The following is a 23,788-nucleotide window of genomic DNA, read 5'->3' as shown; positions in this document are numbered from 1 at the left end:
GTTCGTCTGGACTCACATCGCCTCCCCTGCTCACGGCCGGGGTGCCATCGCCTTCAGGCCAGAGTCGCACGGCGGGGCGGGACGCGCCCCGCGGCCGGCCGCCGGACGTCAGGTGGGTGCCGGCCGCAGCGCCTGCAGCACCGCCCAGACGACGGAGACGAACGGGACGGCCACGACGGCGCCGATCACCCCCGCGACGATGCTGCCCGCGATCACGGACACGGCGACGACGAGCGGATGGAGACTGACGGCCCAGCTCATCACGAGGGGGTGCAGCACGTGCCCCTCGAGTTGGCCGATGACCACGATGAGCAGCAGCACGGCCGCGGCCGTCAGGGGCCCGCGCCCCGCGAGGGCGACGACCGTCGCGACCCCGAGCGCCACCGGCGAGCCGACCAGCGGGACGAACGCGGCGATGAACTCCAGCAGGGTGAGCGGTAGCGCGAGCGGCACCCGCAGCAGGAGCAGGGCGATGCCGACCAGCACGGCGTTCGTCGCGGCCACGATGATGATGCCCCGTGTGTAGCCGGCGAAGGTCCGCCAGGCCGCATGCCCCGCCCGGTCCCAAGCCGGCCGGGCAGAGCGGGGCAGGAACGTGTCGCGGGCCCACGACCACAGCTTCTCCCCGGAGTGGATGAAGAAGACGGAGGCGAAGATCGCGAGTGCGGCCCCGGTGATCAGTTCCACTACCCTGCCCAGGCCGCTGACGGCGCTGCTGAGCAGTTCGGAGCGGTGGGTCGAGATGTAGGAGGCGACCTGCCGCTGCAGATCGCCGAGTTTGCGGTGGCTGAGCCGGAAGGGCGGGTTCTCCAGCCATTTCTCGATCCGCCGGATGCCGCCGCGGAACTCGCCGGCGAGCTTCCCGGACTCGCCCACGACCGCGTCGCCCACGAGGGCGAGCAGGGAGACCAGCACCAGGATGCTGCCGATGAGGGCGATAGCGACGCTGAGGGGCCGTGGCATCAGACGGTTCAGCAGGTCGGTGACGGGCTTCAGAAGCGAGGTGATGACGAGCGCGAGGAACAGGGCCACGGCGATGAGCTGGAAGCGGCCCAGCACCATGAAGACGACGTAGACGACGACCCCCACCAGGACGAGACGCCAGGCGTAGGCGGCGGCGACCCGCAGCCATGGAACTGTGCGCTCGGCCTCCAGGACTCCTGGGGCGGACGGGGCGCGCCGTGCGACGCGTGCGGAACGGGGCGGCCGGCTGCCCCGCACCACGGCGCCCCTCCTGCGCCCCCGGCCCCGGCCGCCCGCATGCGCCACCACGTCTCCCGTGTCCCGGTGTCGGTCGTCTCGACAGCACAGTAGGGGTAAATCGGACATGGGGCGCGGCGTGGAACACACCCGGGTGCACGGCAAACGGTGGTGCGCCGTTGCGTCCGGTCCGACCTCGCCGGGGCGGCTCGGAGAGCCTCGCGGGGTGGAGCGCCACCCGTGCCGGAGTGCACGGGCCAGAAGGTGACGGTATGTGAGCGCTGGTCGCCCGGTCGGGTATGCCACCCAGTATCGTGAGGACCAAGGGTGGTCGCGGGCCCGCACCTTGTCTGCCTGATGCGGTGGAGGAAGCGATGAGCGGGGAAGGGCATGGGCGGCCGGAGCAGCACCTGCCCAAGCTGCGGCTGGACGAGCTGCTGGACGAGGTCCAGGCGCGCATCGACGCGGCGCGCGGAACCCAGAACCGGGTGCACCGCCTCCTGGAGGGCGTCCTGTCGGTCGGACGCGAACTCGATCTGCAGCCGGTGCTGCGAAGCATCGTCGAGTCGGCCGTCGTCCTCGTGGACGCCGAGTACGGCGCACTGGGCGTCATCGGCGAGGACCGTATGCTCTCCGAGTTCCTCACCGTCGGCATCGGCGACGCGGAGCGCGCGAGGATCGGGGCGCTGCCCAGCGGACACGGCATCCTCGGGGAACTGATCCGCAACCCTGAACCGCTGCGTCTGTCGGAGCTCTCGGAGCACCCGGCCTCCTACGGCTTCCCGGCCCACCATCCGCCGATGCGCTCCTTCCTCGGCGTGCCCATCCGGGTGCGCGACCAGGTCTTCGGGAATCTGTACCTCACCGAGAAGCGCGGCGCGGCGGAGTTCGACGCCGAGGACGAGGCCGTGCTGTCCACTCTGGCGGTGGCGGCCGGCGTCGCCATCGAGAACGCCAGGCTCTACGAGGAGACCCGGCTGCGTGAACGGTGGCTGAGGGCGAGCGCGCAGGTCACCAGCGCTCTGCTCTCCGGTGCTCCCAGTGCGGACGTGCTGGAGCTGATCGTCGAGCAGGCGCGGGGCATCGTCTCCGCCGACGTGGGGATGATCGCCGAGCGGGCGGCCGGGGAAGAGGTGCTGCGGCCGCTGTTCGCCGTCGGCCGCGACGCGGAGCGGCGCAGCGGGCTCGTGATGTCAGGGCAGGACGGCTTCGTGGAAGCCGCTCTGAGCACGGCGGAACCGCTGATCAGCCCCGACATCCGGCAGGACCCCCGGATCGATCCGGACTCGGTCCTGTGGAGCGGGCTCGGATCCGTGGTGGGCGTCCCGCTGGTGGCGAGCGGCAAGTCCATCGGGGCGCTGCTGCTGGGGCGCACCGCGGGGCGGAACCCGTTCACGGACACCGACGCCGGCCCTCTTCTGGGCTTCGCGGGACAGGCCGCGCTGGCGCTGGAGCTGGCCCAGCGGCGCCGGGACGCCGAGCGGATCGCGTTGCTCCAGGACCGCGACCGGATCGCCCGGGACCTGCACGACCTCGCGATCCAGCGGCTGTTCGCGGCGGGCATGACCCTGCAGAGCACCCAGCGTTTCGTGGACCATCCCGAGGCCGCCGAGCGGCTGTCGCGGACGGTGGACGACCTGGACGAGACCATCAAGATCATTCGGTCCACGATCTTCGGGCTGCGTACTCACGGTGGCGGCGGCAAGCAGGAGGCCGGTCTGCGCAGCCGGGTGTCCGAGGCGGTGACGGCGTCGGCCGCCTCCCTCGGTTTCACTCCCGCGCTGCGGATCGAAGGCCTGGTGGACACCGATGTCCCGGGCGATGTGGCCGATCATGTGGTCGCCGTCCTCGGTGAGGCCCTGAGCAACGCCGCACGGCACTCCGGGGCCCACTCCGTGGACGTATACCTCCGGCTCCTGGGCGGTGAGCTGACCCTGACCGTGGCAGACGACGGCTGCGGGGTGCCGGAGAACGCGGCGCGCAGCGGGCTGCGGAACCTGGAGGAACGGGCGGTCGCGCTGGGCGGCACCCTCACGGTGGGCGAACGACGCGAGGGCGGGGGAACGCGACTGGTGTGGCGTGTCCCCGTGCGTTCAGGGTGACGCCGACCGCCGGGCAGTGCCGTCGAGTACCTCATGAGCGGGGCGGCGCGGCGCTGCGACGCGAGACGGCGCAACACGCGTCCTCCGGCCGCAGGATGCCGTCGCACGGCCCCGGGGCTCACCGGGCGGAACGGTCCCCGGACTCGGGCGTCTCCAACTGGGAGGCGAGGACGGCGGCCTGCACGCGGCGCTGAACGCCGAGCTTGGCGAGCAGCCGTGAGATGTGGTTCTTGACGGTCTTCTCCGACAGATAGAGCTTCTTCCCGATCTCCCGGTTGGTCAGCCCGTCCCCGATCAGGGCGAGGATGTCGCGCTCACGCGGCGACAGACTCGCCAGCTCGGGCGCCACGGCCGGCTGCTCGGCCGGGTCGGCCCGCAGTGAGCGCATCAGCCGTGCCGTGGTCGCCGGGTCGAGCATGGACTGGCCGGAGGCGACGGTGCGGACCGCCGAGATCAGGTCGGAGCCCTTGATCTGCTTGAGCACATAGCCCGAGGCCCCGGCCATGATCGCGTCGAGCAGCGCTTCCTCGTCGTCGAACGACGTCAGCATGAGGCAGGCCAGCTCCGGCATGCGGCTGCGCAGCTCACGGCAGACGCTGATGCCGTCGCCGTCGGGGAGGCGTACGTCCAGGACGGCCACGTGCGGCCGTACGGCCGGCCCCCGGGCGAGCGCGTGCTCCACGGTGTCGGCGTCGCCCACGACCGAGATGTCGGGTTCGGCGTCCAGCAGATCGGCGAGGCCCCGCCGTACCACCTCGTGGTCGTCCAGCAGGAAGACCCGGATCGGGTTCCGCTCGCTGAAGGTGTGTGCCTCGGCCATGGGGTACCTCTCGTTTCCCGGTGGAGGACAGACCGCGGAGGGCCCGTGCCGACGATCATCACCCGTGGGGACCGCCCGGCACCAGGGCCGATCGGCCCCAGTGGTGCCCTCGATGCCCGGCGGGAAGGAACGCCGCACTCCGCCCTACGCAGGTTTCGGCTCTCGTGCGGTGAGCTCGAACCGTACGTCCACGACGCCCTCGACGGCCCGCGTCAGACGCGCGGCCACCGGCACCAGAGCGGTGTCCCGGATGTGGCCCCCCAGTTTCACCACCCCGTCCTCCACCTCGACGTGCACGACCGAGGCCGGCGGCGGGAAGAGGTACCACACCACCTCGCGCCGTACCTCCTCGGCGATCTCCTCGTCGTCCCGCAGGAACACCTTCAGCAGGTCCGCACGGCTGACGATGCCCTGCAGCATGCCGAAGTCGTCGACGACGGGCAGCCGCTTGACCTTGTGGCGCGCCATGATCCGCGCCGCCTGCGCGACGGTCGCGTCGGCATGCGTGGTCAGAGCGGGGGAGGTCATCAACTGCTCGGCCGTCACCGCGTCCGCCTTGCCCGAGCCCGCAATGCCGCGCAGCCGGGTGAAGGGCGAGCCCTCAGGGGCGCCCTGCCGGGACGGATCGTCGCCGCGGGACTCCTCCTTGGACAGCAGGTCGGCCTCCGACACGACGCCGACGACGCGGCCCTCGCCCTCCAGCACCGGCAGGGCGCTGACCCTCCAGTCCTGCATCATCTGCACGATCTCCTTGAAGGGCGCGCGGCGGCCGATGGCTGCGACCGTCTGGGTCATCACATCACTGACGATGTGCGGGGTGCCGTGCATGATGTCTCCTCCTGTCGACGGCCCTGCCGGTCAGCGGGGGCTGCCGCTGCCGTACGGGACGCGGAGATCCGGCAGCCGGGTCCGCGGCGCGGCCGTCCACGTCGACACAGCGCGTTCCCTGGAGCAAGGAACGGAGGGAGGACACCTCGCGGGCGGTCCGCATCAGCCGTTCCCGGTGCCCGAGGGGCAGCGCGCGGAGCATGCTGGTGAGGGGAGGCGTGTTCATCACAGCCTCCAAGGTGCTGGGAACCCGACGCTTCCAGCGTCTCCCGGTACTTCGGTGCTGACCATGGGCCACCTGGCCCACCTGCGCGAGCGGCCTCGGCGAGCCGGGCGAAGACCGGTGCTCGGGACCCGGGGCGCGCCGTGGCCCGCGAGGCGGCTTGGCCCGGCAGGCCCCCCGGACCGGCCTGGGCGGCTCTGCGCACGGGGCCTTGTGCGCACGAGGCTCGACGCGACAGCAGAACATCCCGGACGCAGGAGGTCCGACCCATGGTTCGGCACGTCACCGCGGGAGTCGACGAGAGCGACGAGAGTCTTGCGGCCGCCCACTGGGCGGCACGGGAAGCCTTGCGCCGGGGTGCCACGCTGCGCCTCGTGCACGCCTGGAGTTGGCAGCTGACACCGCCGCCCTCCGTGCCCATGGACGCCACCCAGCACGATTGGGCGGAGCAGGTTCTGAAGCGGGCGGTCCGCAGTGTCCATGCCGCGCATCCGGGGCTGCGGGTCGAGGACGTGCTGGTGGGCGACTCAGCGCTCACGGTCCTGCTCGCGTCGGCCGAGGACTCGGAGTTGCTCGTGCTCGGGTCCCGCGGCCTCGGCACTGTCGCCGGGTTCGTGATGGGCTCGCTGTCCCAGCGCGTCGTCGCCAGGTCCTTGTGCCCCGTGGTGCTCGTACGGGCCGGGGAGACCTGCACCGACGAACATCTGCCGCCCCTGGACGGCGTCTCGCCCGAGGAGATACCCGAGACACCGTTCCGCGACGTCGTGCTCGGCCTCGACCCCCGGCACCCCGCCGACGAACTGATCGAGTTCGCTTTCGCGGGCGCCCGGCGTCTTGGCACCTCGCTGCGGGTGATCCATGTTGCCTGCGACGTGTCGGACAGTGGTGCCGACGGCAGAGCGGGGGCGGCGCGCGGCGCGAACCTGCTCGAGGACCGGCGGGAGCTCGTGGCGGCCACGCTGCGCCCCTGGGCCGAGAAGTTCCCCGGAGTGCCGGTGTCCGAGACCGTCACCGCGGGGCGGCCCGCCGCGGAGCTGGTGCAGGCGGCGGCGCACGCCTGCCTGGTCGTCGTCGGCCGCCGGACCCGCGACGCCCGGCTCGGCAGGCACATCGGTTCCGTCACGCACGCCGTGCTCCACCATGTGGGCTGCCCGGTCGCCGTGGTGCCGCACACCTGAACCAGTTCCTGGACGCGTTCGGGGATCCGACGCCCACGGGAGGACCTTCCCATGGCCCAAGGACGGGGCTCACGGTGCCCCACCGCCCCCCTGCGGACCGCCCCAGTGACGCCACGAGACCTCGCGCCCCCCGGCCGGCCCAAGGGGCCGGTCGGCCCCGATGGGGGACCTGCGGCCCCTGCATCCCGCCCTCTGCCCGTACGAACCTGAGCACGGATGCCCGAATCCGCGACCTGCGACCAGGAGGACACCATGCCCCGCCCCGTCATCGTCGGTCTCGACGGTTCACCCGAGAGCAGGGCCGCCGCCGAGTGGGCGGCCCGCGAGGCCGAACTGCGCGGTCTGCCGCTGAAGGTGGTGCACGTGTGGGAACCCGTTGCGGACCCCATGGCGCAGGCCCCGCTGCTCGGCGCAGAGACCCAGCAGCACTGGACCGAGCAGATCCCCCGCGAGGCCGCCGAGGGCCTCCGCCGGCGGCACCGGGGGATCGAGGTGACCTCCGAGCACGTGGAGGGCCGGCCCGGCAGCGTGCTCGTGGACCGTTCCGAGGACGCCGAACTGCTGGTGCTGGGCTCGCGCGCCATGAGCGGCACCGTCGGCTTCCTGGTCGGCTCCGTCTCACTCGCCGTCGTCGCACACGCCACCCGTCCGGTGGTTCTGGTCCGGGCGGGGGAGCAGGCGCCCGACGAACATGAGCCGGACCCCTCGGGCATTCCCTCCGCGGCGGCCCCGTTCCGGCCCGTCCTGCTGGGCCTCGACATCGCGAGCCCGGACGAGTCGCTGATCGAGTTCGCCTTCGAGGCGGCCCGTCTGCGCGCCACCGCCCTGCGCGTCGTGTATGCCTGGAACCCTTCGTCCTCCTACCTGTACGGCCTCTCCATGGGGCAGGGGATCCCCGTCGAGCCCGCGGGCCCGGACCCCGAGTCCCTGAGCGAGGTGCTGGATGGCTGGCGGCAGAAGTACCCGGCGGTGGAGGTGTCGGCCGAGGTCCCGACGGGCACTGCCGCCGACCGCCTCGTCGCCGCCTCGGGTGAGGCGTCGCTGGTCGTGGTCGGCCGGCGTATCCGCCGCAGCGCCCTCGGCACCCACATCGGCTCGGTCACCCACGCCGTACTGCACCACGCCACGGCCCCCGTGGCCGTCGTCGCCCACAACTGACCGGCCCCCACTCGCCCCCGCACGGAGGAGAGTCCTCATGCAGACAGCCGCCGTCCGGGCCCTCGGCCGGCCCCGGGTCGTCGAGGAGGCCGGAACCTCCGGCCAGGTCCGCATCCGCCCCGCGGCCCGCGGACCTGGCCGGATCGGCACCCACGCCGCCCACGCCGCCCACGGCGCCCCGCGCGACCGGCCGAGAGCGTCCGTCGTTTCCGGCACCGCAGCCCGCACTGCACGGAACTGTGCGTGGTCGTGCGGCGGCTGCCCGGTCTCCGTGGTACCCGGTCGGCGTGACCGGCAGTTTTCACACCCCCGCGGCAGACCAGACGCCTGCCGTGCTCGACGAGGACCGTCGACGACTTGTGGAGTCACCCATGGCCAACGCCGCACAAACCCACGGCACCGCACTGACCGACGACGAACTGCGCACTCTGGACGCCCACTGGCGAGCCGCCAACTACCTGGCCGCCGGACAGATCTACCTGATGGCCAACCCGCTGCTGACCGAACCGCTGAAGCCCGAGCACATCAAGCCGCGGCTGCTCGGCCACTGGGGCACCTCGCCCGGGCTCAACCTCGTGTACACCCACCTCAACCGTGTCATCAAGGCGCGCGACCTCGACGCGCTGTGCATCTGGGGGCCCGGGCACGGCGGGCCGTCGGTGCTCGCCAACTCCTGGCTCGAGGGCAGCTACAGCGAAACGTATCCGGACGTGACGAGGGACACGCAGGGCATGGCGCAGCTGTTCCGCCAGTTCTCGTTCCCCGGTGGGGTACCCAGTCATGTCGCACCGGAGGTGCCCGGCTCGATCCACGAGGGCGGTGAACTCGGCTACTCGCTCGCCCACGCCTACGGCGCCGCGTTCGACAACCCGGACCTGCTGGTCGCCTGTGTGATCGGCGACGGCGAGGCGGAGACCGGTCCGCTTGCCGCGTCCTGGCACTCCAACAAGTTCCTCGACCCGGTCAACGACGGTGCCGTCCTGCCGATCCTCCACCTCAACGGCTACAAGATCGCCAATCCGACGGTGCTCGCCCGTCTCCCGGAGCCCGAACTCGACGCGCTGCTGCGGGGGTACGGCCATGAGCCGATCCATGTCGCTGGTGACGACCCCGTCCAGGTCCACCGGGCCATGGCGCAGGCTCTCGACGACGCGCTGGACCGCATCGCCCTGCTGCAACGCACCGCACGCGAGGAGGACGTGACCGAGCGGCCGCACTGGCCCATGATCGTGCTGCGCACCCCCAAGGGCTGGACCGGGCCGGCGGAGGTGGACGGCGTGCCGGTCGAGGGCACCTGGCGCGCCCACCAGGTCCCTCTGCCCGGCGTCCGGGAGAACCCCGAGCATCTGCGGCAGTTGGAGGAGTGGCTGAAGTCGTACCGACCCGAGGAGCTCTTCGGCCCCGAAGGACGCCCGGGCCCCGACGTGCTGGCCTGTGTGCCCGAGGGCACCCGGCGGCTGGGCTCCACTCCGCACGCCAACGGCGGGCTGCTCGTACGCGATCTGCCGGTCCCGTCCCTGGACGACTTCGCGGTACCCGTCGACAAGCCGGGCGCGACCCTGCACGAGCCCACCCGGGTGCTCGGCGGTCTCCTGGAACGGATCATGGAGGACACCACGGCCCGCCGGGACTTCCGCCTGGTCGGCCCCGACGAAACGGCCTCCAACCGGCTGGAGGCCGTCTTCGACGCCAGTGGCAAGGCCTGGCAGGCCCAGATGCTCCCGGTGGACGAACACCTCGACCGGCACGGCAGGGTGGTGGAGGTCCTCTCCGAACACCTCTGCCAGGGCTGGCTCGAGGGGTATCTGCTGACCGGACGGCACGGGCTGTTCTCCTGCTACGAGGCGTTCGTGCACATCGTGGACTCGATGGTCAACCAGCACATCAAGTGGCTCAAGACATCGCGGCGGCTGAACTGGCGCGCTCCCGTCGCCTCCCTCAACTACCTGCTGACCTCGCATGTGTGGCGTCAGGACCACAACGGGTTCTCGCACCAGGACCCGGGCTTCGTCGACCATGTGCTCAACAAGAGCCCCGAGGTCGTCCGTGTCTATCTGCCCCCGGACGCCAACACCCTCCTGTCCGTGGCCGACCACGCCCTGCGCAGCCGCGACTACGTCAACGTGATCGTGGCGGGCAAGCAGCCCTGCTTCGACTGGCTCTCCATGGACCAGGCGCGCGCCCACTGCGCCCGGGGAGCCGGCATCTGGGAGTGGGCGGGCACCGAGAACGGCACCGAACCGGACGTGGTGCTCGCGTGCGCCGGCGACGTGCCGACCCAGGAGGTGCTGGCCGCCGCGCAGCTGCTGCGCCGTCATCTGCCCCGGCTCGCGGTCCGTGTCGTCAACGTGGTCGACATGACCTGCCTGCTGCCGCACGAGGACCACCCGCACGGCATGACCGGCTTCGAGTACAACGGCCTCTTCCCCGCGGACAAGCCCGTCATCTTCGCGTACCACGGCTACCCGTGGCTCATCCACCGCCTGGCCTACCGCCGGGACGGCCACGGCAACCTGCATGTGCGCGGGTACAAGGAGTCCGGAACGACGACCACCCCGTTCGACATGGTGGTCCGCAACGACCTGGACCGGTACCGCCTGGTCATGGACGTCATCGACCGGGTACCAGGACTCGCCGTCCGTGCGGCCGCCGTGCGTCAGGAGATGGCCGACGCCCGGACCCGTCACCACGCCTGGATCCGCGAACACGGCACGGACATGCCCGAGGTCGCCGACTGGGCCTGGACGTCCTGATCCCCTGTTCCGCGGGGAGCCGGCCCGGCCGACCGCGGGGTGGGCGCGGCCCTGGGGCAGGACGTCACAGCTTCAGGCTCACCAGATGGATTAGCGAAGCGTAGTGAGCCTGTGGCAGAGTGTGACGCGCATGCCCGGCGCCCAGGCGACGTCGGGCACCCTCCCCCGGTCGGGTCTTGCGGCCCGGTCGACCAGCGTCCGGAGGGACGTGCCACGCGGGCTGGCGGCTCCTGTCGTTCAGTACCAGGGCACGAAGGCGATTGGCTCCCAAGGCTGAGCAACGCTCAGGCTCGCTAAGCAGATCAGAGACGCTGAACCATGTCGTCTTGCCCTCGTCCGTGGGCCGCCCCCAGTCGTCGGCGAGGGCACGGACGAGCGGGAGGCCGCGGCCCGACTCCGCGTCCAGGCTTCCGATGAGACGCGCTATCCCAGCGCAACCGGGGCGGCCTCGCGGGGGGCATGTCGGTTAGTGGCCCCACAACGCCCGAACCTGTCCGCACACGGCGATCACCGTGATTGCTCCTGGTCCGCGTCCGCCCGGTCACGGCGCGTCGTCGGGGCGCCTCACCCGTCGGGTGACCTAGGCGTCGGCCGGCCCCCGTCACGGCACGCCGTCCGCGCTGGACACTCCGGCCACGCTCGGCTTCTCCACGAGCCGGCCGTCAGGCGAGGGGGAGCGTACGGCCCGATGCGGGGAGGAAGCCACGGACGCTCCGGACCGCTGGTGGCGGGCGCTGTCGGCAGGCCGCCGCGGCCGAGCGTCCCGTGGGGGCGGGCCTGCCCGGCGGGCGATGGGGCCGACCGGCCCAAGCGGATCTCGGAGAGATCGGACATGCTGGATCTGCTGGGCAAACGCGGCACCCCGCCGGCGCCCGGCCGTACCGGCTTCCGGAGAGTCCCCGGACCTCGGCCCGGGGAGAGGAAGGAAGGATCGCCATGAAGGGCTTCGTCTTCCACGGTCCCGGCCAGTCAGGCTGGGAAGAGGTTCCGGACCCCGACATCAAGGAGTCCACCGACGCGATCGTGCGCGTCGACATCGCCACCATCTGCGGGACGGACCTGCACATCCTCAAGGGGGATCTGCCCGAGGTGCGCCCGGGCACGGTGCTGGGGCACGAGGCGGTGGGCGAGATCGTCGAAACCGGCAGCGATGTGCACACCGTGCAGCCGGGGGAGCGAGTCCTGGTCTCCTGCATCACCGCCTGCGGCCGGTGCGGCTACTGCTGGGAGCGGACGTACGGCCAGTGCCGCGGAGGCGGAGGCTGGATCCTCGGCCATGTCATCGACGGTACGCAGGCGGAGTACGTACGTGTCCCGTACGCGGACCTGTCCGTGCACGCACTGCCCGGCGCGCTTGACGGCAAGGACGCCGTGCTGCTCGCGGACATCTTCCCCACCGCCTACGAGGTGGGCGTCCTGAACGGGCACGTACAGCCGGGTGACACCGTGGCCGTCGTCGGAGCCGGCCCCATCGGGCTCGCGGCGATCGCCACGGCCCAGCTGTTCGCTCCCGGACGCATCATCGCCGTGGACCTGGCCGCAGCAAGGCTGGAGGCGGCGAAGGAGTTCGGTGCCGACGCCGTGGCCGATGCCAAGGAGGCGCCCGAGCAGCTGATCGCCGACCTCACCGACGGACTGGGCGCCGACGTGGTCATCGAGGCGGTCGGCGTGCCGGAGAGCTTCGAACTGTGCACGCGCATGGTGCGGCCCGGCGGGCACGTGGCCAATGTCGGCGTGCACGGCAAGCCCGTCACCCTCCACCTCGAGGAGCTGTGGATCAAGGACGTCACGATCACGACCGGACTGGTCGACACCTACTCCACGGCCACGCTGCTGCGCATGGCTGCCGCCGGCCGGCTGCCCACCTCGTCGCTGATCACGCACACCTTCCCGCTGGACCAGATCGAGGAGGCGTACGACATCTTCGCCCGGGGCGCCGACACCGGGGCGCTCAAGGTCGTACTGGGCGGTCCGCAGCACGAAGTGGTCGCCGTCCGGGCGGCCTGAGGAGAGGATGTGACGGCCATGGGCGCACGGGGAGCGTCGGGCGCGGTGGCGGGCCACCCCGCGGGCAATCTCGGACGTTGCATCGCTCTGCGGCGCGAGGAACTCGGACTGTCCCTGGACGAGGTCGCCAACCGGGCGGGGATGGCTGCCAGCTATCTCCAGTACCTGGAGGGGCAGCCCACCGCCGCGCCCGGGGTGAGCACCCTCCTCAGACTGGCCGGTGCGCTCGAGACCACGGTGCTCGAGCTCACCGGTGGCGATGTCGAACTCCCGCCTGGGATGGGGCAGGCCGGGCGACGCCCGGAGTTCACCGAACTGACCATGGAGGAGTGCCGGGACCTGCTCTCCACGCACGGGGTGGGACGGCTCGCCATGCCCACCGATAGCGGCCCGGAGATCGTTCCCCTCAACTACGCCGTCGTCGACGGATCCGTCGTCTTCAGAACCGCGGCGGAGACGCTGCCGTCGCGGGCGGCCGGCGCCCAGGTGGCCTTCGAGGTCGACCGTATCGACGCCGCCTTCAGCCAGGGCTGGAGCGTCCTGGTGCGCGGACACGCCGGCACCGTGACCGACCCGGACGACGTGCGCCGGCTGGAGGAACACGCGCACAGCACGCCCTGGGTGGGCGGACACCGCGATCTGTGGATCCGCATCGTCCCCGACACCATCACCGGGCGGCGCATCACGGTCGTCTAGCGCCTCGGCACCGGACCGGGGACGAGGCCGCACCGCTGCGCCGCCGCACCAGGCGAAAGACGGACCGACTCATGTACCCGAACGACGGCTTCCGTGAACTCGACCGCCACGAGTGCCTCCGTCTGCTGGCGAAGGTCCCGATCGGCCGTATCGTCCACACGCGTCAGGCGCTGCCCGCGGTCCTGCCGCTCAACTTCTCCCTCGACGGCGACGGCGCGGTCCTGCTGCGCACCTCGGCGGCCTCGGAACTGGTCCGCGCGGTCGACGGCTCGGTCGTCGCCTTCGAGGCGGACGAGTTCGACGCGGTCGCGCACTCCGGCTGGAGCGTGGTCGTCACCGGTCCGGCCGCGGTGGTCACGGATCCCGCCGAACACGCGCGACTGACCCGGTCGGGTCCCCGCTCCTGGGCGCCCTCGCCCAAGGAGGTCTTCGTACGCATCGAGCCCGCATTGGTGACGGGCCGCGAACTCGCGGGCGGCCGCAGCATGTACGGGTGGACCTCCCGCCCCGATCGGCAGTGACCCCGTTCCCGTCCCAGCATCACCGGAGGACACCATGGATGGCACTCCCCACCTCGTGAGCGATGTCATGACCCGCAGGGTCGTCGCGCTCAGCCGTACGGCGACCTTCAAGGACATCGTCAAGGCGATGCGGCAGTGGAACGTCAGCGCGCTGCCCGTGGTCGAGGAGGAGAACCGGGTCGTCGGCGTCGTCTCCGAGGCGGATCTGCTGCGCAAGGAGGAGTTCCGCGGCACTGAGCCCGCCCGGTACGGGCGCCTCGAGCGGCTGTCCGACCTCATCAAGTCGGGCGCCGTGAAGGCCGAGGAGCTGATGACCACCCCCGCCGTCACCGTCCACGCGAACGAGACCGTCGGCCAGGCTGCCCGCACCATGGCCCGCGCCGGGGTCAAAAGGCTGCCCGTGGTCGGCGACGAGGACACGCTGCTCGGCATCGTCAGCCGCTCGGACCTGCTCAAGGTGTTCCTGCGGGACGACGAGGACATCGCGGAGGAGATCCGGCAGAGCGTGGTCGCCCTGTTCCCCGCCCCGCTGGAGCCCATCCGGGTGGAGGTGCAGGGCGGTGTCGTCACACTCACCGGCCGGATCCGCGACACCACCCTCGTGCCGGTCGTGAGGCGCCTGGTACTGGCAACCGAGGGCGTGGTGGACGTGGACTGCGCACTCGCGGGACCGCCCCGAGTTCCGGACCTCGACGCCGACCTTCCGGGGGAGGACGCGACACGGTGGCCGAGGAGAGCCGGAACCGTCACGTGAGGCGGCGGACGCCGCGGCAGCACCCTGAGCGGGAGATGCCACGGCCCGCGGCACGCGGAAGAAGGTGATGACCGATGGCGACAACACGGCACAGGACGGTGGCGCAGGTGTGGCTGTGGCGCTGGCGGCGCAATCCGCTGCTGCGCCGCAGTGACCGTCTGGAAGCGTGGCTCCTGCTCGTCACCGGGGTGTTCGTCGTGCTGTTCGGTGTGCTCGCGGGATGGGCCGCCACGCATGCGGTGGAGCACGAACTCGCCGTGCGGGGCGCCCGTTCGCACCCGGTGCAGGCCGTACTGGCCGAGGACGCGGCCAGGGCCCCGCGGGCGGTGCCCGAGTACGGCGGCGGCAGCGTGTGGGCGAAGGTGCACTGGAGAGCGGCCGGAGCCGAGCACACGGGTCTGGCCCAGGTCCAGCCGGGCCTGAGGACGGGCACTTCGGTCACCGTGTGGACCGGTCGGGACGGCGAGTTGGTCTCGCGGCCGGCCACCGAGGCCCAGGCCCGCGTGCAGGCCCAGATCGTCGGCTCGCTGACCGGGATCGGCGCCGCCGGCGTGGTGCTGGCCGGCCAAGGGGCGGCACGCCGCCGGCTGGAGCGGCAGCGCATGCGGGCGTGGGACCGGGAGTGGAAGTCCGTCGGTCCCCGGTGGCGCCGCACCACCGGCTGACGCGGCCGCTCATCGGCTGCGCGCCGGGGCCGGCGGTCAAGCCCCGTCGGCTCCGCCGAGATGGCTTTCGACGTCGACCACGCCCTCGACGGCCCGGGCCAGACGGACGGCCACCGGGATGAGGGCGGCGTCCGGGACCTTCCCGGTCAGGGTGACGACGCCCTCGGTGACTATCACATGCACGGGCTCGACCGGGTCGGGGAAGAGGACGTCGACGATGTCGCGCCGGATCTCGTCCGCGATGTCGTTGTCCGGCCGCAGGAAGACCTTCAGCAGGTCCGCGCGGCTGACGACGCCTTCGAGCAGGCCCTCCTCGGTGACGACGGGGAGCAGCTTGACCCCGCGCTGGGCCATGATGCGGGCGGCCTGGGCGAGGGTGCTGCCGGAGTGCACGGTGATCGCCGGTGCGGTCATCAGCTCGCCCGCGGTCAGCGCGCCGGCCTTCGCCAGGTCGGGCATGCGGTCCCGCTGCGTCTGCCGGTCGGGATCGCTGTCGCGGAACTCCTCCTTCGGCAGCAGATCGGCCTCGGAGACCACGCCGACCACGCGTCCCTCGCCCTCCAGCACGGGAAGAGCGCTGACCTTCCACTGCTCCATGAGTTTGACGATGTCCTTGAACGACGCGTCGCGGCCGACGGCGGCGACGGAGTGGGTCATCACGTCGCTCACGACGTACGGGCTGCCGGTCACGGTCTCCTCCTCGGTATGTCGGGCGCGCTCGGCGGCACGGTCGGGGAATGCGGGCGGTTCACTACGGGCCGCGCGGTGCGGGGGTGTGACGGGGATCGGGCGTCACCGGCCGCCGCTGCCGTAGGGGGCGTACAGATCGAGCAGCCGGGTGCGGGCCGCGTGCAGCCGGTGGGCGACCACCCGGCCGACCCAGACCGCGATGGCGCGGCCGAACTCGGCGTCCTCCTCGCACATCGCCCGCACATGCAGCGCGTCGAACTCATAGGCGCGCACCGGGGTCGTGGCCTCGGCGCCCATCTGCCACACATGGGGCGTGAAGTGCCAGGACCAGCCGACGAGCTCGCCCCGGCCCAGTGACTCGATGACCGGGGCCCGGCGCCCGGGCACATGCAGGTCCAGCGCCACGGTCCCGGTCCGGACGATCCAGAACCGGTCGGCGTGCCGGCCCTCCTCGAACAGCCGGGTCCCCTCGGGGAAGGAGACCTCGCGGGCGATGTGCATCAGCCGTTCGCGGTACTCCACGGGAAGTGCGGCCGTCATGGTGGTGACAGAGGTCATCGCTCCGTGTCCTTTCGTTCCTGTCGCCGCGAACGGACGGCGGCCGGCCGGTGTCGGTACCGGCTCCGCTTCCCGGCGCGCACCGGATCTCCGCAAGGGAAGCCGGGGCAGGAGCCGGCCAGGACCAAGGCGCCGTCCCGCGCGGCCGGCCCGAGGACCGGCCGTTTCGCCGCCCCCCGGAGTCCCGGCCGGGGGGCGGTCGTGAGGCTGCTTCTCATCGTCCCCTCCGGCCTGCCGTGGCTGCCCAGGACCAGGGTGGACGCCCGACGGCGGTGGCGACACGGGCCGGCCGGTCCTGGTGGGGGGTCGTTCGGCCCAACCTGGGGCTGCCCGGGGCAAGCGACCGGACGGGGCAGGACGAGGCGGGAAGGACCCCACCCGGTTCTCCCGGATCCTGATTGCGCGGTGCACGGCCACCGGCCGCTTCTCCGCGCCTGTCGTCGGAGCCCTTCCCGTCACCTTCAGGACACCACGTGAAAGGCGGAACCGCCAGGTCGGCTCAGCTGCGGCAGGGCCGCCTCCGAGCCGGGCGCACAGGGCCGAACATCGCCGCCGGGGCCGAACCGCCCATGGCCGCCCTCGGGGTCCGGGTGGGATTGTGAAAGTGGTGTCCGGCCGCGTGGCTGCGCGGTCCGGCGAGAGGCGGTGAAGAGGATGGAGCTGCCCATGGTCGTGGGCGTCGACGGCTCGGATTCCAGCCTGACGGCGGTCGACTGGGCCGTGGACGAAGCCGCCCGGCACGGTGTCCCCCTGCGGCTGGTCTACGCGTCCCTGTGGGAGCGCTACGAAGGTGCCGTCCCGTGGAGCGGTCCCGAGCCCCCGTCCGGGGAACTGATGGCGCAGCTCATCGTCGGCTCGGCGACGGAGCGTGTGCGCAGTCGCAACCCGCGGGTGAAGGTCGTCGCGGAGGTCCTGCCCGAGGACGCCGTGCACGCCCTGGTGCGCCAGGGCGACACCGCCTGCGCCCTGGTGACCGGATGCCTTGGCCGCGGCCAGCTCACCGGGGTGCTCCTCGGTTCGGTCGGGCTCGCCGTGGCCGCCCGGGCCCACTGCCCGGTGATCGTCGTCCGGGGCGACAAGGCTGGGCTGGCCGGTCTGCACGAGCGGATCCTGCTCGGGGCCGGAGATCAGGCCAGGAGCACCGAGGCAGTGCGGTTCGCCTTCCGGGAGGCGGCAGCACGGCACTGCGTCCTGGACGTCGTACGGGCCTGGCGCCGCCCGGCGTCCGAGACCGCCGATCACCCGCCGGCGAGGTGGGAACCGGAGCCACGGCACGAGCAGCAGGCGTCCGCCGAGCTGGAGCGCCTCATCCGCGACGAGAGCGCGCACCACCCGGATGTCCGGGTGCGCCCGGACACGGTCGAGGGACCGGCCCGCACCGCACTGCTGAAGCGCTCGGCCGCCGCCGATCTCGTCGTCATCGGGGCACGGCGCAGGCACGGCCACTTCGGGCTCCAGCTCGGCCGGGTGGCCCACACCCTGCTCCATCACGCGGACTGCCCCGTCGCGGTCGTTCCGCAGCAGGTGTGACCGCCCCGCACTCGCGAGACTGGTGGCGACGTGGCGGTACGACGTTCGGAGGACCCCTCGTGGCAGGAACCCCGCAGTGACCGGCTGGACCTGGCGGTACGAGGGCTACCACCCCGCGGACGAACGTCTGAGGGAGTCCCTGTGCACGCTGGGCAACGGATACTTCGCCACCCGCGGGGCGCTCCCCGAGTGCGCCGCTGACGAGGTCCACTACCCGGGCACCTATGCGGCCGGCTGCTACGACCGGCTCACCTCGCAGGTGGCGGGACGCCAGGTCGAGAACGAGGACCTGGTCAACCTCCCCAACTGGCTCCCGTTGCGCTTCCGCCGTGCGGGGGAGCAGTGGCTCTCGCCGGACACGGGGACCGTGCGCGGCCACGACCAGGCCCTGCACCTGTCCTCGGGCGTACTCGAACGCCGCACCCGGTACGGGCTGGGCGAGGGACGCACGCTGTGCGTGCGCCAGCTGCGGCTGGTGCACATGGCCGACCCTCACCTGGCCGCCCTGCGCACCGAGTTCACGGTCGAGGGCGATGCCGGGGCATCGGACGAACTCGAGGTCGAGGCGGCACTCGACGGTGGCGTGATCAACGCCGGAGTGCCGCGCTACCACGATCTGGACGGCCGCCACCTGGTGCACGTGCACACCGGCACCGCCGCCCCGGACACGGTGTGGCTGCGCTGCCGCACCCGCACCTCCGACATCAGGATCGGCATGGGGGCCCGGCTGACCGCCGAGGCGCCCGTCACCGTCCGGCACACCTCGCCGTGTGCCGTCCAGGCGGTGCGTCTGCACCTGGAGCCCGGGCGGACCGTCACCGTCGACAAGACCGTCGCCCTGCACACCTCCCGCGACCCGGCGATCAGCGACCCGCTGGACGCCGCGATCGACCGGGTGGAGGCGGCCCCGGACTTCGGCGAGCTGCTCGCGACCCACCGCACCGCCTGGCACCAGCTCTGGCGCCGGGCCGGTCTCGACGTCCCCGGTGAGGCCGGGCAGATCCTGCGGCTGCACCTCTTCCACGTCCTGCAGACGCTCTCGCCGCACACCGCGGACCTCGATGTGGGAGTGCCCGCCCGGGGACTGCACGGGGAGGCCTACCGCGGCCATGTCTTCTGGGACGAGCTGTTCGTGCTTCCGTACCTCAATCTGCACTTCCCCGAGGTGTCCCGCGCCCTGCTCCGCTACCGCCACCGGCGCCTGGACCGGGCCCGGGCCGCGGCGCGCGCGATCGGCCGGAGAGGCGCGCTGTATCCCTGGCAGAGCGGCAGCGACGGACGCGAGGAGACCCAGGAGCTGCACCTCAACCCGCGCTCGGGTCGGTGGCTGCCCGACAACACGCGTCTCCAGCGCCACGTCGGCTCGGCGGTGGCGTACAACATCTGGCAGTACTGGGAGGCCAGCGGCGACACCGAGTTCCTGAACACCAAGGGCGCCGAGATGCTGCTGCAGATCGCCCGCTTCTGGGCGGACTCGGCGACCTACGACGAGAGCCTCGGACGGCACCGCATCCGTGGCGTGGTCGGCCCGGACGAGTACCACGACGCGTATCCCGGCGCGCCGGAGCCGGGAGTGGACGACAACGCGTACACGAACGTCACCGCCGCCTGGGTGCTCACCCGCACCCTGGAGGTGCTGCGGGCCCTCCCCGAACCCCGCCGCCAGGAACTCGTGGAGCGCACCGAACTGGGCGAGCGCGAACTGGAGCTGTGGGAGGACGTGTCCCGCACGCTCCACGTGCCCTTCCACGACGACGTCATCAGCCAGTTCGAGGGCTATGGCGCCCTCGCGGAACTCGACTGGGACGGCTACCGGAGGCGGTACGGCGACATCCGGCGCCTGGACCGGATCCTGGAGGCGGAGGGCGACAGCGCCAACCACTACCAGGCCTCGAAACAGGCCGACGTGCTCATGCTCGGCTACCTCTTCGCGCCCGCCGAGCTCGAGGGGCTGTTCGCCCGCCTGGGACACCGGCTCGACGCGGACGCCTGGCGGCGCACCGTCGACTACTACCTGGCCCGCACCAGTCACGGGTCCACGCTCAGCGGTCTCGTCCACGGTTGGGTCCTCGCCCGGGCCCGGCGCGCCGAGGCGTGGACGTACTGCCAGGAGGCCCTGTGCGGCGACATCGCCGATGTGCAGGGCGGCACCACCGGGGAGGGCATCCACCTCGGCGCCACGGCGGGCACCCTCGACCTCGTCCAGCGCGGACTGACCGGTCTGGAGACCCGTGAGGGAGCGCTCTGGCTCGATCCCGCACCGCTGCCGGAGCTGTCCTCGTACGGGTTCTCCCTCCGCTACCGCGGCCACTGGGGCGTACGGCTCCGGCTTCTGCGGGGTGGCCTGGAGGTCGCGGTGCCCTCGTCGGACCGTTCCCCCATCGACATCCGGCTGCCGGATCGCGCGGTATCCGTCGAGCCGGGGGAGACGTGCCGGCTGCCGCTCCCGGACTGAGACGTGCGCGGCGGGGCCCGCGGCCCATCGCCGTCGCGGTGCGGGGACGCGCCTTCCGGCGCCGTCACGGTGCGGCGGGGCCCGCCAGTTCCACGATGTCGTCGGAGGCGACGTCATGCAGCCTGATGGCGAGGTCCTCCAGGGCGCGACTCGCGGCGAGTTCGTCGCCGATCTCCGGAATGGGCCGGTCGACCGGATTGCGCCGAGCCACGCCCCGGCCGGTGACGGTCGCCGTGTCACGGCTGCTCAGGACGGCACGCGCGTGGGTGTCGTCGCCTTCCTCGGTGATGTAGATCTGCACGGTCCACTGCTTGGCTTCCATCGAGATCACTTCCGTGCGGAGTTCTGCGCGGTGCGAGGCGATGCCGCGGGCCGCGAGCCGTGCCACGGGCCCTTGCGGGCCGTGCGGCACTCGCCCCGCCGTCTCTCAGCCTGCACCTGCCGCGGGAGCCGGTCCAGCCGTCCGTGCACGAGTTCGATCGTCACCTCGTTCACCCGTCCGCGGCAGTCGCGGTGGCCGCTGGATCGTCACCGCCCGCCACAGACGAATGTCGACTTCGCGCACAGCCATCCCCCGGGTGGGCGAACGCCCACCCGGCCCCGGGAACTCGGCGTCACCTCACTCGAACCGCGATGTGTCGCCCGCACCCTTGCGTACGATCTCGGGCTCGCCGCCGGAGAAGTCGATCACCGTGGTGGGCTCGGTACCGCAGTCACCCGAGTCGAGCACGGCGTCCACGTCGTGGTCGAGCCGCTCCTTGATCTCCCACCCCTGCGTCATCGGCTCCTCCTCACCCGGCAGGAGCAGTGTGCTGGAAAGGAGCGGTTCCCCGAGTTCGTCCAGCAGCGCCTGGGCGACCACATGATCGGGAATGCGGACGCCGACCGTCTTCTTCTTCGGGTGCAGCAACTTGCGCGGCACCTCGCGCGTGGCCGGGAGGATGAACGTGTAGCTGCCCGGCGTCGACGACTTGATCGCCCGGAACACGTCCTTGTCGATCTGCACGAACTGGCCCAGTTGCGCGAAGTCCCGGCACACGAGCGTGAAGTGGTGGCGGTCGTCGAGATGACGGATCGCCCGGATGCGGTCGATGCCGTCGCGGCTCCCGAGCCGGCATCCCAGCGCGAAGCAGGAGTCCGTCGGGTAGACCACGAGCGCACCGTCGCGGATGCTGTCGGCGACGTGAGCGATCGTGCGTGGCTGCGGGTTGTCGGGGTGAACGTCGAAGTACCTTGCCATCCGCCGAGTCTCGATCACCGGAGGGCGGGCTGTCCATGCGAAGGGCCGACGGCGCACGTCGGTGTCACCCTCCGGTGCGCCGGCCCCCCGGCGAGGCGCCGCTTCCAGGTCCCTTCGCGCGCTTGCCGTCGGGTCTTCCGCACGCCTGGCCACACGTGCCGTGGCCAGGCGTTGCGGTCGGGTTCCGCGGCCGATTCCGTCAGTCCCTGAGCCGGTCGATCTGCCGGATCTTGTTGGTCGCGTCCAGCGCGGCGACCTTGTACGACTCCGCGAGCGTCGGGTAGTTGAAGACCGCATCGACCAGGTAGTCCACCGTGCCCCCGCAGCCCATCACCGACTGGCCGATGTGGATCAGCTCGGTGGCCCCGGTGCCGAAGCAGTGCACGCCGAGCAGGGTCCGGTCCTCGGGGGAGACCAGCAGCTTCAGCATGCCGTGGGAGTCGCCGATGATCTGCCCCCGGGCCAACTCGCGGTAGCGGGAGATCCCGACCTCGAAGGGCACGCGGTCCTCGGTGAGCTGATCCTCCGTCCGTCCTATGAAGCTGATCTCGGGGATGGTGTAGATGCCGATCGGCTGGAGGTCGAAGATCCCGTGCACCGGCTCGCCGCAGGCGTGGTACGCCGCCATACGGCCCTGTTCCATGGAGGTGGCGGCCAGCGCGGGAAAGCCGATGACATCGCCGACGGCGTAGATGTGCGGAACCTCGGTGCGGTACTTGTCGTCGACCGTGATCCGGCCCCGCTGATCGGCGCTCAGGCCCGCCTTCTCCAGGTCGAGTCCGTCCGTCATCCCCTGCCGGCCCGCCGAGTACATCACGGCGTCGGCAGGGATCTTCTTGCCGCTCTCCAGGATCGTGAGGGTGCCCTTGGGGTGCCGTTCGACCGCCGCGACGGTCTCGCCGAACCGGAAGGTGACCGCAAGGTCCCGCAGGTGGTACTTCAGCGACTCGATCACCTCGACGTCGCAGAAGTCGAGCATTCCTGGTCGCTTCTCGACCACGGTGACCTTGCTGCCCAGGGCGGCGAACATGGAGGCGTACTCCATGCCGATCACGCCCGCCCCGACGATGACCATCGAACGTGGCACCCGCTCCAGCTCGAGCACATTGTCCGAGTCCATGATCGACCGGCCGTCGAACTCGACGCTCGCCGGGCGGGCGGGCCGGGTGCCGGTCGCGATGATGATGTGCTCGGCGCCCAACAGCCGTTCGTTGCCGGTCGCTTCGCGCACGGCCACGGTGTGGGGGTCGACGAACCGGCCGGTGCCGGCGAACAGGGAGACATGATTGCGGGAGAGCTGGTTGCGGATGACGTCGACCTCCCGCCCGACCACATGCCGGGTGCGCGCGGTCAGGTCGGCGACGGTGATGTCCTCCTTGAGCCGGTAACTCTGCCCGTACATATCCCGCTGGGTGAGACCGGTCAGATAGAGGACGGCCTCGCGCAGGGTCTTTGAGGGGATGGTCCCGGTGTGGATGGAGACCCCGCCGACCATGTCGGGGTGGTCGACGACGGCGACCCGGCGGCCGAGCTTGGCCGCGGCGATGGCGGCCTTCTGGCCGCCCGGGCCGGATCCGATGACGAGTATGTCGAAGTCGGGCACGCTCCGGAGTCTGTCAGGCCGGACCCCCTGGCCGAAAGGGCGAAGGTGATGGGATCCGTGGCAAAGGTACGCATCTGCGGCGGCTGCGCCCCGGTGCAACGTCCGTGCGCCTACGGCCGGTTGACGACGTACCGCCACCAGGCCGAGCCGCGCATTCGCTGCCCGGGTCCAGACGTCTTCCATGGCGCCCCGGCCTGGGCTGCGGCCCGCAAGGTCCGGCGCGCGGGAAGCGGTGGGCGCCCGGAAGGCGGTCGGGTGCGCTGGAAGTATGGTCGGGGGGACAGCGGTTGGCCGCGCTGAAAGTGGCGCGCGGGCGGGCAACGGCGCGCGGCATGCGTCGGCTGGACGGACGCCATGAGCGCGAGCCGTCCGGCGCCGTACTGACGACGGACCCCGCTGTGAGCGCCGCGGCCGGGTCCGCCGACCGGTGTGTCCGCCTGGGCGGACAGTGATTGGCCGCGCTGAGTGCTGAGCCCGGCCGGCAACGGCACGCCGCATGCGTCGGCTGGGCCGTTCGGCGCCGGACTGACGACGGATCCCGCCGGGAGTGCGACAGCATCGCGGCCGAGTCCGCCGACCGTGAGTCCGCCTGGGCGGACAGCGGTTGCTCCGCGGGCAGCCGAGGCCTGGTCGGCATCGGCGCGCGGCATGCGTCGGCTGGGCTGTCACGACGCACCCCGTCGTGAGTGCGGCAGGCGCCGCGGTCGGGCGCGCCGGCCGGGGGGGGTGGCGGCGGGCCCCCACCCCACACCCCACCGGAGCTCGCGCGGCGCGCCGGGGGGCGCCCCCCCCCCCCCCCGGGGGGGG

Annotated in this window: 19 protein-coding genes; 11 read left to right on the top strand and 8 right to left on the bottom strand. The window is 72.0% G+C overall.

Going from position 1 to position 23,788, the window contains the following annotated elements; all coding sequences use genetic code 11:
* Positions 1–108: 108 nt before the first annotated feature.
* Positions 109–1,224, bottom strand: a complete 1,116-nt coding sequence (locus tag ACWDA7_RS27130) for an AI-2E family transporter (RefSeq protein ID WP_450607088.1) — start codon at positions 1,222–1,224, stop codon at positions 109–111.
* A gap of 350 nt (positions 1,225–1,574) precedes the next feature.
* Between ACWDA7_RS27130 and ACWDA7_RS27125 the strand changes: the two genes are divergently transcribed.
* Positions 1,575–3,302: a GAF domain-containing protein gene (locus ACWDA7_RS27125; protein ID WP_450607086.1), complete on the top strand. Its 1,728-nt coding sequence runs from the start codon at positions 1,575–1,577 to the stop codon at positions 3,300–3,302.
* A gap of 118 nt (positions 3,303–3,420) precedes the next feature.
* On the opposite strand, the gene ACWDA7_RS27120 is transcribed toward ACWDA7_RS27125, so the two are convergent.
* Both ACWDA7_RS27120 and ACWDA7_RS27115 read right to left on the bottom strand, forming a co-directional pair.
* Complete coding sequence (locus ACWDA7_RS27120; protein ID WP_450607084.1) at positions 3,421–4,122, bottom strand: response regulator; 702 nt, start codon at positions 4,120–4,122, stop codon at positions 3,421–3,423.
* A gap of 144 nt (positions 4,123–4,266) precedes the next feature.
* A complete protein-coding gene (locus ACWDA7_RS27115; protein ID WP_450607082.1) occupies positions 4,267–4,950 on the bottom strand; it encodes a CBS domain-containing protein in 684 nt (227 codons plus the stop codon).
* Between the two features lie 492 nt (positions 4,951–5,442).
* Between ACWDA7_RS27115 and ACWDA7_RS27110 the strand changes: the two genes are divergently transcribed.
* The 8 genes from ACWDA7_RS27110 to ACWDA7_RS27075 all read left to right on the top strand — a co-directional run bounded on the left by ACWDA7_RS27110 (position 5,443) and on the right by ACWDA7_RS27075 (position 14,905).
* Positions 5,443–6,351: a universal stress protein gene (locus ACWDA7_RS27110; RefSeq protein ID WP_450607080.1), complete on the top strand. Its 909-nt coding sequence runs from the start codon at positions 5,443–5,445 to the stop codon at positions 6,349–6,351.
* 252 nt (positions 6,352–6,603) lie between these two features.
* Positions 6,604–7,509, top strand: a complete 906-nt coding sequence (locus tag ACWDA7_RS27105; protein ID WP_450607120.1) for a universal stress protein — start codon at positions 6,604–6,606, stop codon at positions 7,507–7,509.
* Between the two features lie 371 nt (positions 7,510–7,880).
* Positions 7,881–10,262, top strand: coding sequence for a phosphoketolase family protein (locus ACWDA7_RS27100; RefSeq protein WP_450607078.1), 2,382 nt, complete (start codon positions 7,881–7,883; stop codon positions 10,260–10,262).
* Between the two features lie 936 nt (positions 10,263–11,198).
* Positions 11,199–12,269, top strand: coding sequence for a zinc-dependent alcohol dehydrogenase family protein (locus tag ACWDA7_RS27095; protein WP_450607076.1), 1,071 nt, complete (start codon positions 11,199–11,201; stop codon positions 12,267–12,269).
* Between the two features lie 18 nt (positions 12,270–12,287).
* Positions 12,288–12,965 (top strand): helix-turn-helix domain-containing protein, encoded by a 678-nt coding sequence (locus tag ACWDA7_RS27090; protein WP_450607074.1) that lies wholly within the window; start codon positions 12,288–12,290, stop codon positions 12,963–12,965.
* A 71-nt stretch (positions 12,966–13,036) separates the two neighbouring features.
* Positions 13,037–13,486, top strand: a complete 450-nt coding sequence (locus tag ACWDA7_RS27085) for a pyridoxamine 5'-phosphate oxidase family protein (RefSeq protein ID WP_450607072.1) — start codon at positions 13,037–13,039, stop codon at positions 13,484–13,486.
* Between the two features lie 34 nt (positions 13,487–13,520).
* On the top strand, positions 13,521–14,240 hold the full coding sequence (locus tag ACWDA7_RS27080) for a CBS domain-containing protein (RefSeq protein ID WP_450607070.1): 720 nt from the start codon (positions 13,521–13,523) through the stop codon (positions 14,238–14,240).
* Positions 14,241–14,314: 74 nt separating this feature from the next.
* Positions 14,315–14,905, top strand: a complete 591-nt coding sequence (locus ACWDA7_RS27075) for an Rv1733c family protein (RefSeq protein WP_450607068.1) — start codon at positions 14,315–14,317, stop codon at positions 14,903–14,905.
* Positions 14,906–14,941: 36 nt separating this feature from the next.
* On the opposite strand, the gene ACWDA7_RS27070 is transcribed toward ACWDA7_RS27075, so the two are convergent.
* On the bottom strand, positions 14,942–15,595 hold the full coding sequence (locus ACWDA7_RS27070) for a CBS domain-containing protein (protein ID WP_450607066.1): 654 nt from the start codon (positions 15,593–15,595) through the stop codon (positions 14,942–14,944).
* A 102-nt stretch (positions 15,596–15,697) separates the two neighbouring features.
* Complete coding sequence (locus tag ACWDA7_RS27065) at positions 15,698–16,153, bottom strand: Crp/Fnr family transcriptional regulator (protein ID WP_450607064.1); 456 nt, start codon at positions 16,151–16,153, stop codon at positions 15,698–15,700.
* A 654-nt stretch (positions 16,154–16,807) separates the two neighbouring features.
* Here ACWDA7_RS27065 and ACWDA7_RS27060 point away from each other — a divergent pair.
* Positions 16,808–17,683 carry a universal stress protein gene (locus tag ACWDA7_RS27060; RefSeq protein WP_450607062.1) on the top strand — a complete coding sequence of 292 codons (876 nt, stop codon included), beginning with the start codon at positions 16,808–16,810 and terminating at the stop codon, positions 17,681–17,683.
* 76 nt (positions 17,684–17,759) lie between these two features.
* Positions 17,760–20,138 carry a glycoside hydrolase family 65 protein gene (locus tag ACWDA7_RS27055; RefSeq protein WP_450607060.1) on the top strand — a complete coding sequence of 793 codons (2,379 nt, stop codon included), beginning with the start codon at positions 17,760–17,762 and terminating at the stop codon, positions 20,136–20,138.
* A gap of 64 nt (positions 20,139–20,202) precedes the next feature.
* Here the strand turns inward: ACWDA7_RS27055 and ACWDA7_RS27050 are convergent, their stop codons facing one another.
* The 3 genes from ACWDA7_RS27050 to sthA form a co-directional block, all read right to left on the bottom strand.
* Entirely contained in the window at positions 20,203–20,526 is a 324-nt protein-coding gene (locus tag ACWDA7_RS27050) for a DUF1876 domain-containing protein (protein ID WP_450607058.1), read from the bottom strand.
* A 231-nt stretch (positions 20,527–20,757) separates the two neighbouring features.
* Positions 20,758–21,378: an L-threonylcarbamoyladenylate synthase gene (locus tag ACWDA7_RS27045; protein ID WP_432924712.1), complete on the bottom strand. Its 621-nt coding sequence runs from the start codon at positions 21,376–21,378 to the stop codon at positions 20,758–20,760.
* A gap of 199 nt (positions 21,379–21,577) precedes the next feature.
* Positions 21,578–22,981 carry a Si-specific NAD(P)(+) transhydrogenase gene (gene sthA, locus ACWDA7_RS27040; protein ID WP_450607056.1) on the bottom strand — a complete coding sequence of 468 codons (1,404 nt, stop codon included), beginning with the start codon at positions 22,979–22,981 and terminating at the stop codon, positions 21,578–21,580.
* Positions 22,982–23,788: the final 807 nt, after the last annotated feature.

This window comes from Streptomyces sp. NPDC001156, from assembly GCF_053598275.1.
Note: the sequence above shows the minus strand (reverse complement) of the source record. Positions and strands in the feature narration are given on the sequence as shown.

What these genes read in the sequence shown, in the direction of transcription:
- ACWDA7_RS27060 (WP_450607062.1), top strand. Translation starts at nt 16,808, where the DNA reads ATGGAGCTGCCCATGGTCGTGGGCGTCGACGGCTCGGATTCCAGCCTG.
- ACWDA7_RS27125 (WP_450607086.1), top strand. Translation starts at nt 1,575, where the DNA reads ATGAGCGGGGAAGGGCATGGGCGGCCGGAGCAGCACCTGCCCAAGCTG.
- ACWDA7_RS27110 (WP_450607080.1), top strand. Translation starts at nt 5,443, where the DNA reads ATGGTTCGGCACGTCACCGCGGGAGTCGACGAGAGCGACGAGAGTCTT.
- ACWDA7_RS27100 (WP_450607078.1), top strand. Translation starts at nt 7,881, where the DNA reads ATGGCCAACGCCGCACAAACCCACGGCACCGCACTGACCGACGACGAA.
- ACWDA7_RS27090 (WP_450607074.1), top strand. Translation starts at nt 12,288, where the DNA reads ATGGGCGCACGGGGAGCGTCGGGCGCGGTGGCGGGCCACCCCGCGGGC.
- ACWDA7_RS27115 (WP_450607082.1), bottom strand. Translation starts at nt 4,950, where the DNA reads ATGCACGGCACCCCGCACATCGTCAGTGATGTGATGACCCAGACGGTC.
- ACWDA7_RS27105 (WP_450607120.1), top strand. Translation starts at nt 6,604, where the DNA reads ATGCCCCGCCCCGTCATCGTCGGTCTCGACGGTTCACCCGAGAGCAGG.
- ACWDA7_RS27075 (WP_450607068.1), top strand. Translation starts at nt 14,315, where the DNA reads ATGGCGACAACACGGCACAGGACGGTGGCGCAGGTGTGGCTGTGGCGC.
- ACWDA7_RS27045 (WP_432924712.1), bottom strand. Translation starts at nt 21,378, where the DNA reads ATGGCAAGGTACTTCGACGTTCACCCCGACAACCCGCAGCCACGCACG.
- ACWDA7_RS27065 (WP_450607064.1), bottom strand. Translation starts at nt 16,153, where the DNA reads ATGACCTCTGTCACCACCATGACGGCCGCACTTCCCGTGGAGTACCGC.
- ACWDA7_RS27095 (WP_450607076.1), top strand. Translation starts at nt 11,199, where the DNA reads ATGAAGGGCTTCGTCTTCCACGGTCCCGGCCAGTCAGGCTGGGAAGAG.
- ACWDA7_RS27080 (WP_450607070.1), top strand. Translation starts at nt 13,521, where the DNA reads ATGGATGGCACTCCCCACCTCGTGAGCGATGTCATGACCCGCAGGGTC.
- ACWDA7_RS27085 (WP_450607072.1), top strand. Translation starts at nt 13,037, where the DNA reads ATGTACCCGAACGACGGCTTCCGTGAACTCGACCGCCACGAGTGCCTC.
- ACWDA7_RS27120 (WP_450607084.1), bottom strand. Translation starts at nt 4,122, where the DNA reads ATGGCCGAGGCACACACCTTCAGCGAGCGGAACCCGATCCGGGTCTTC.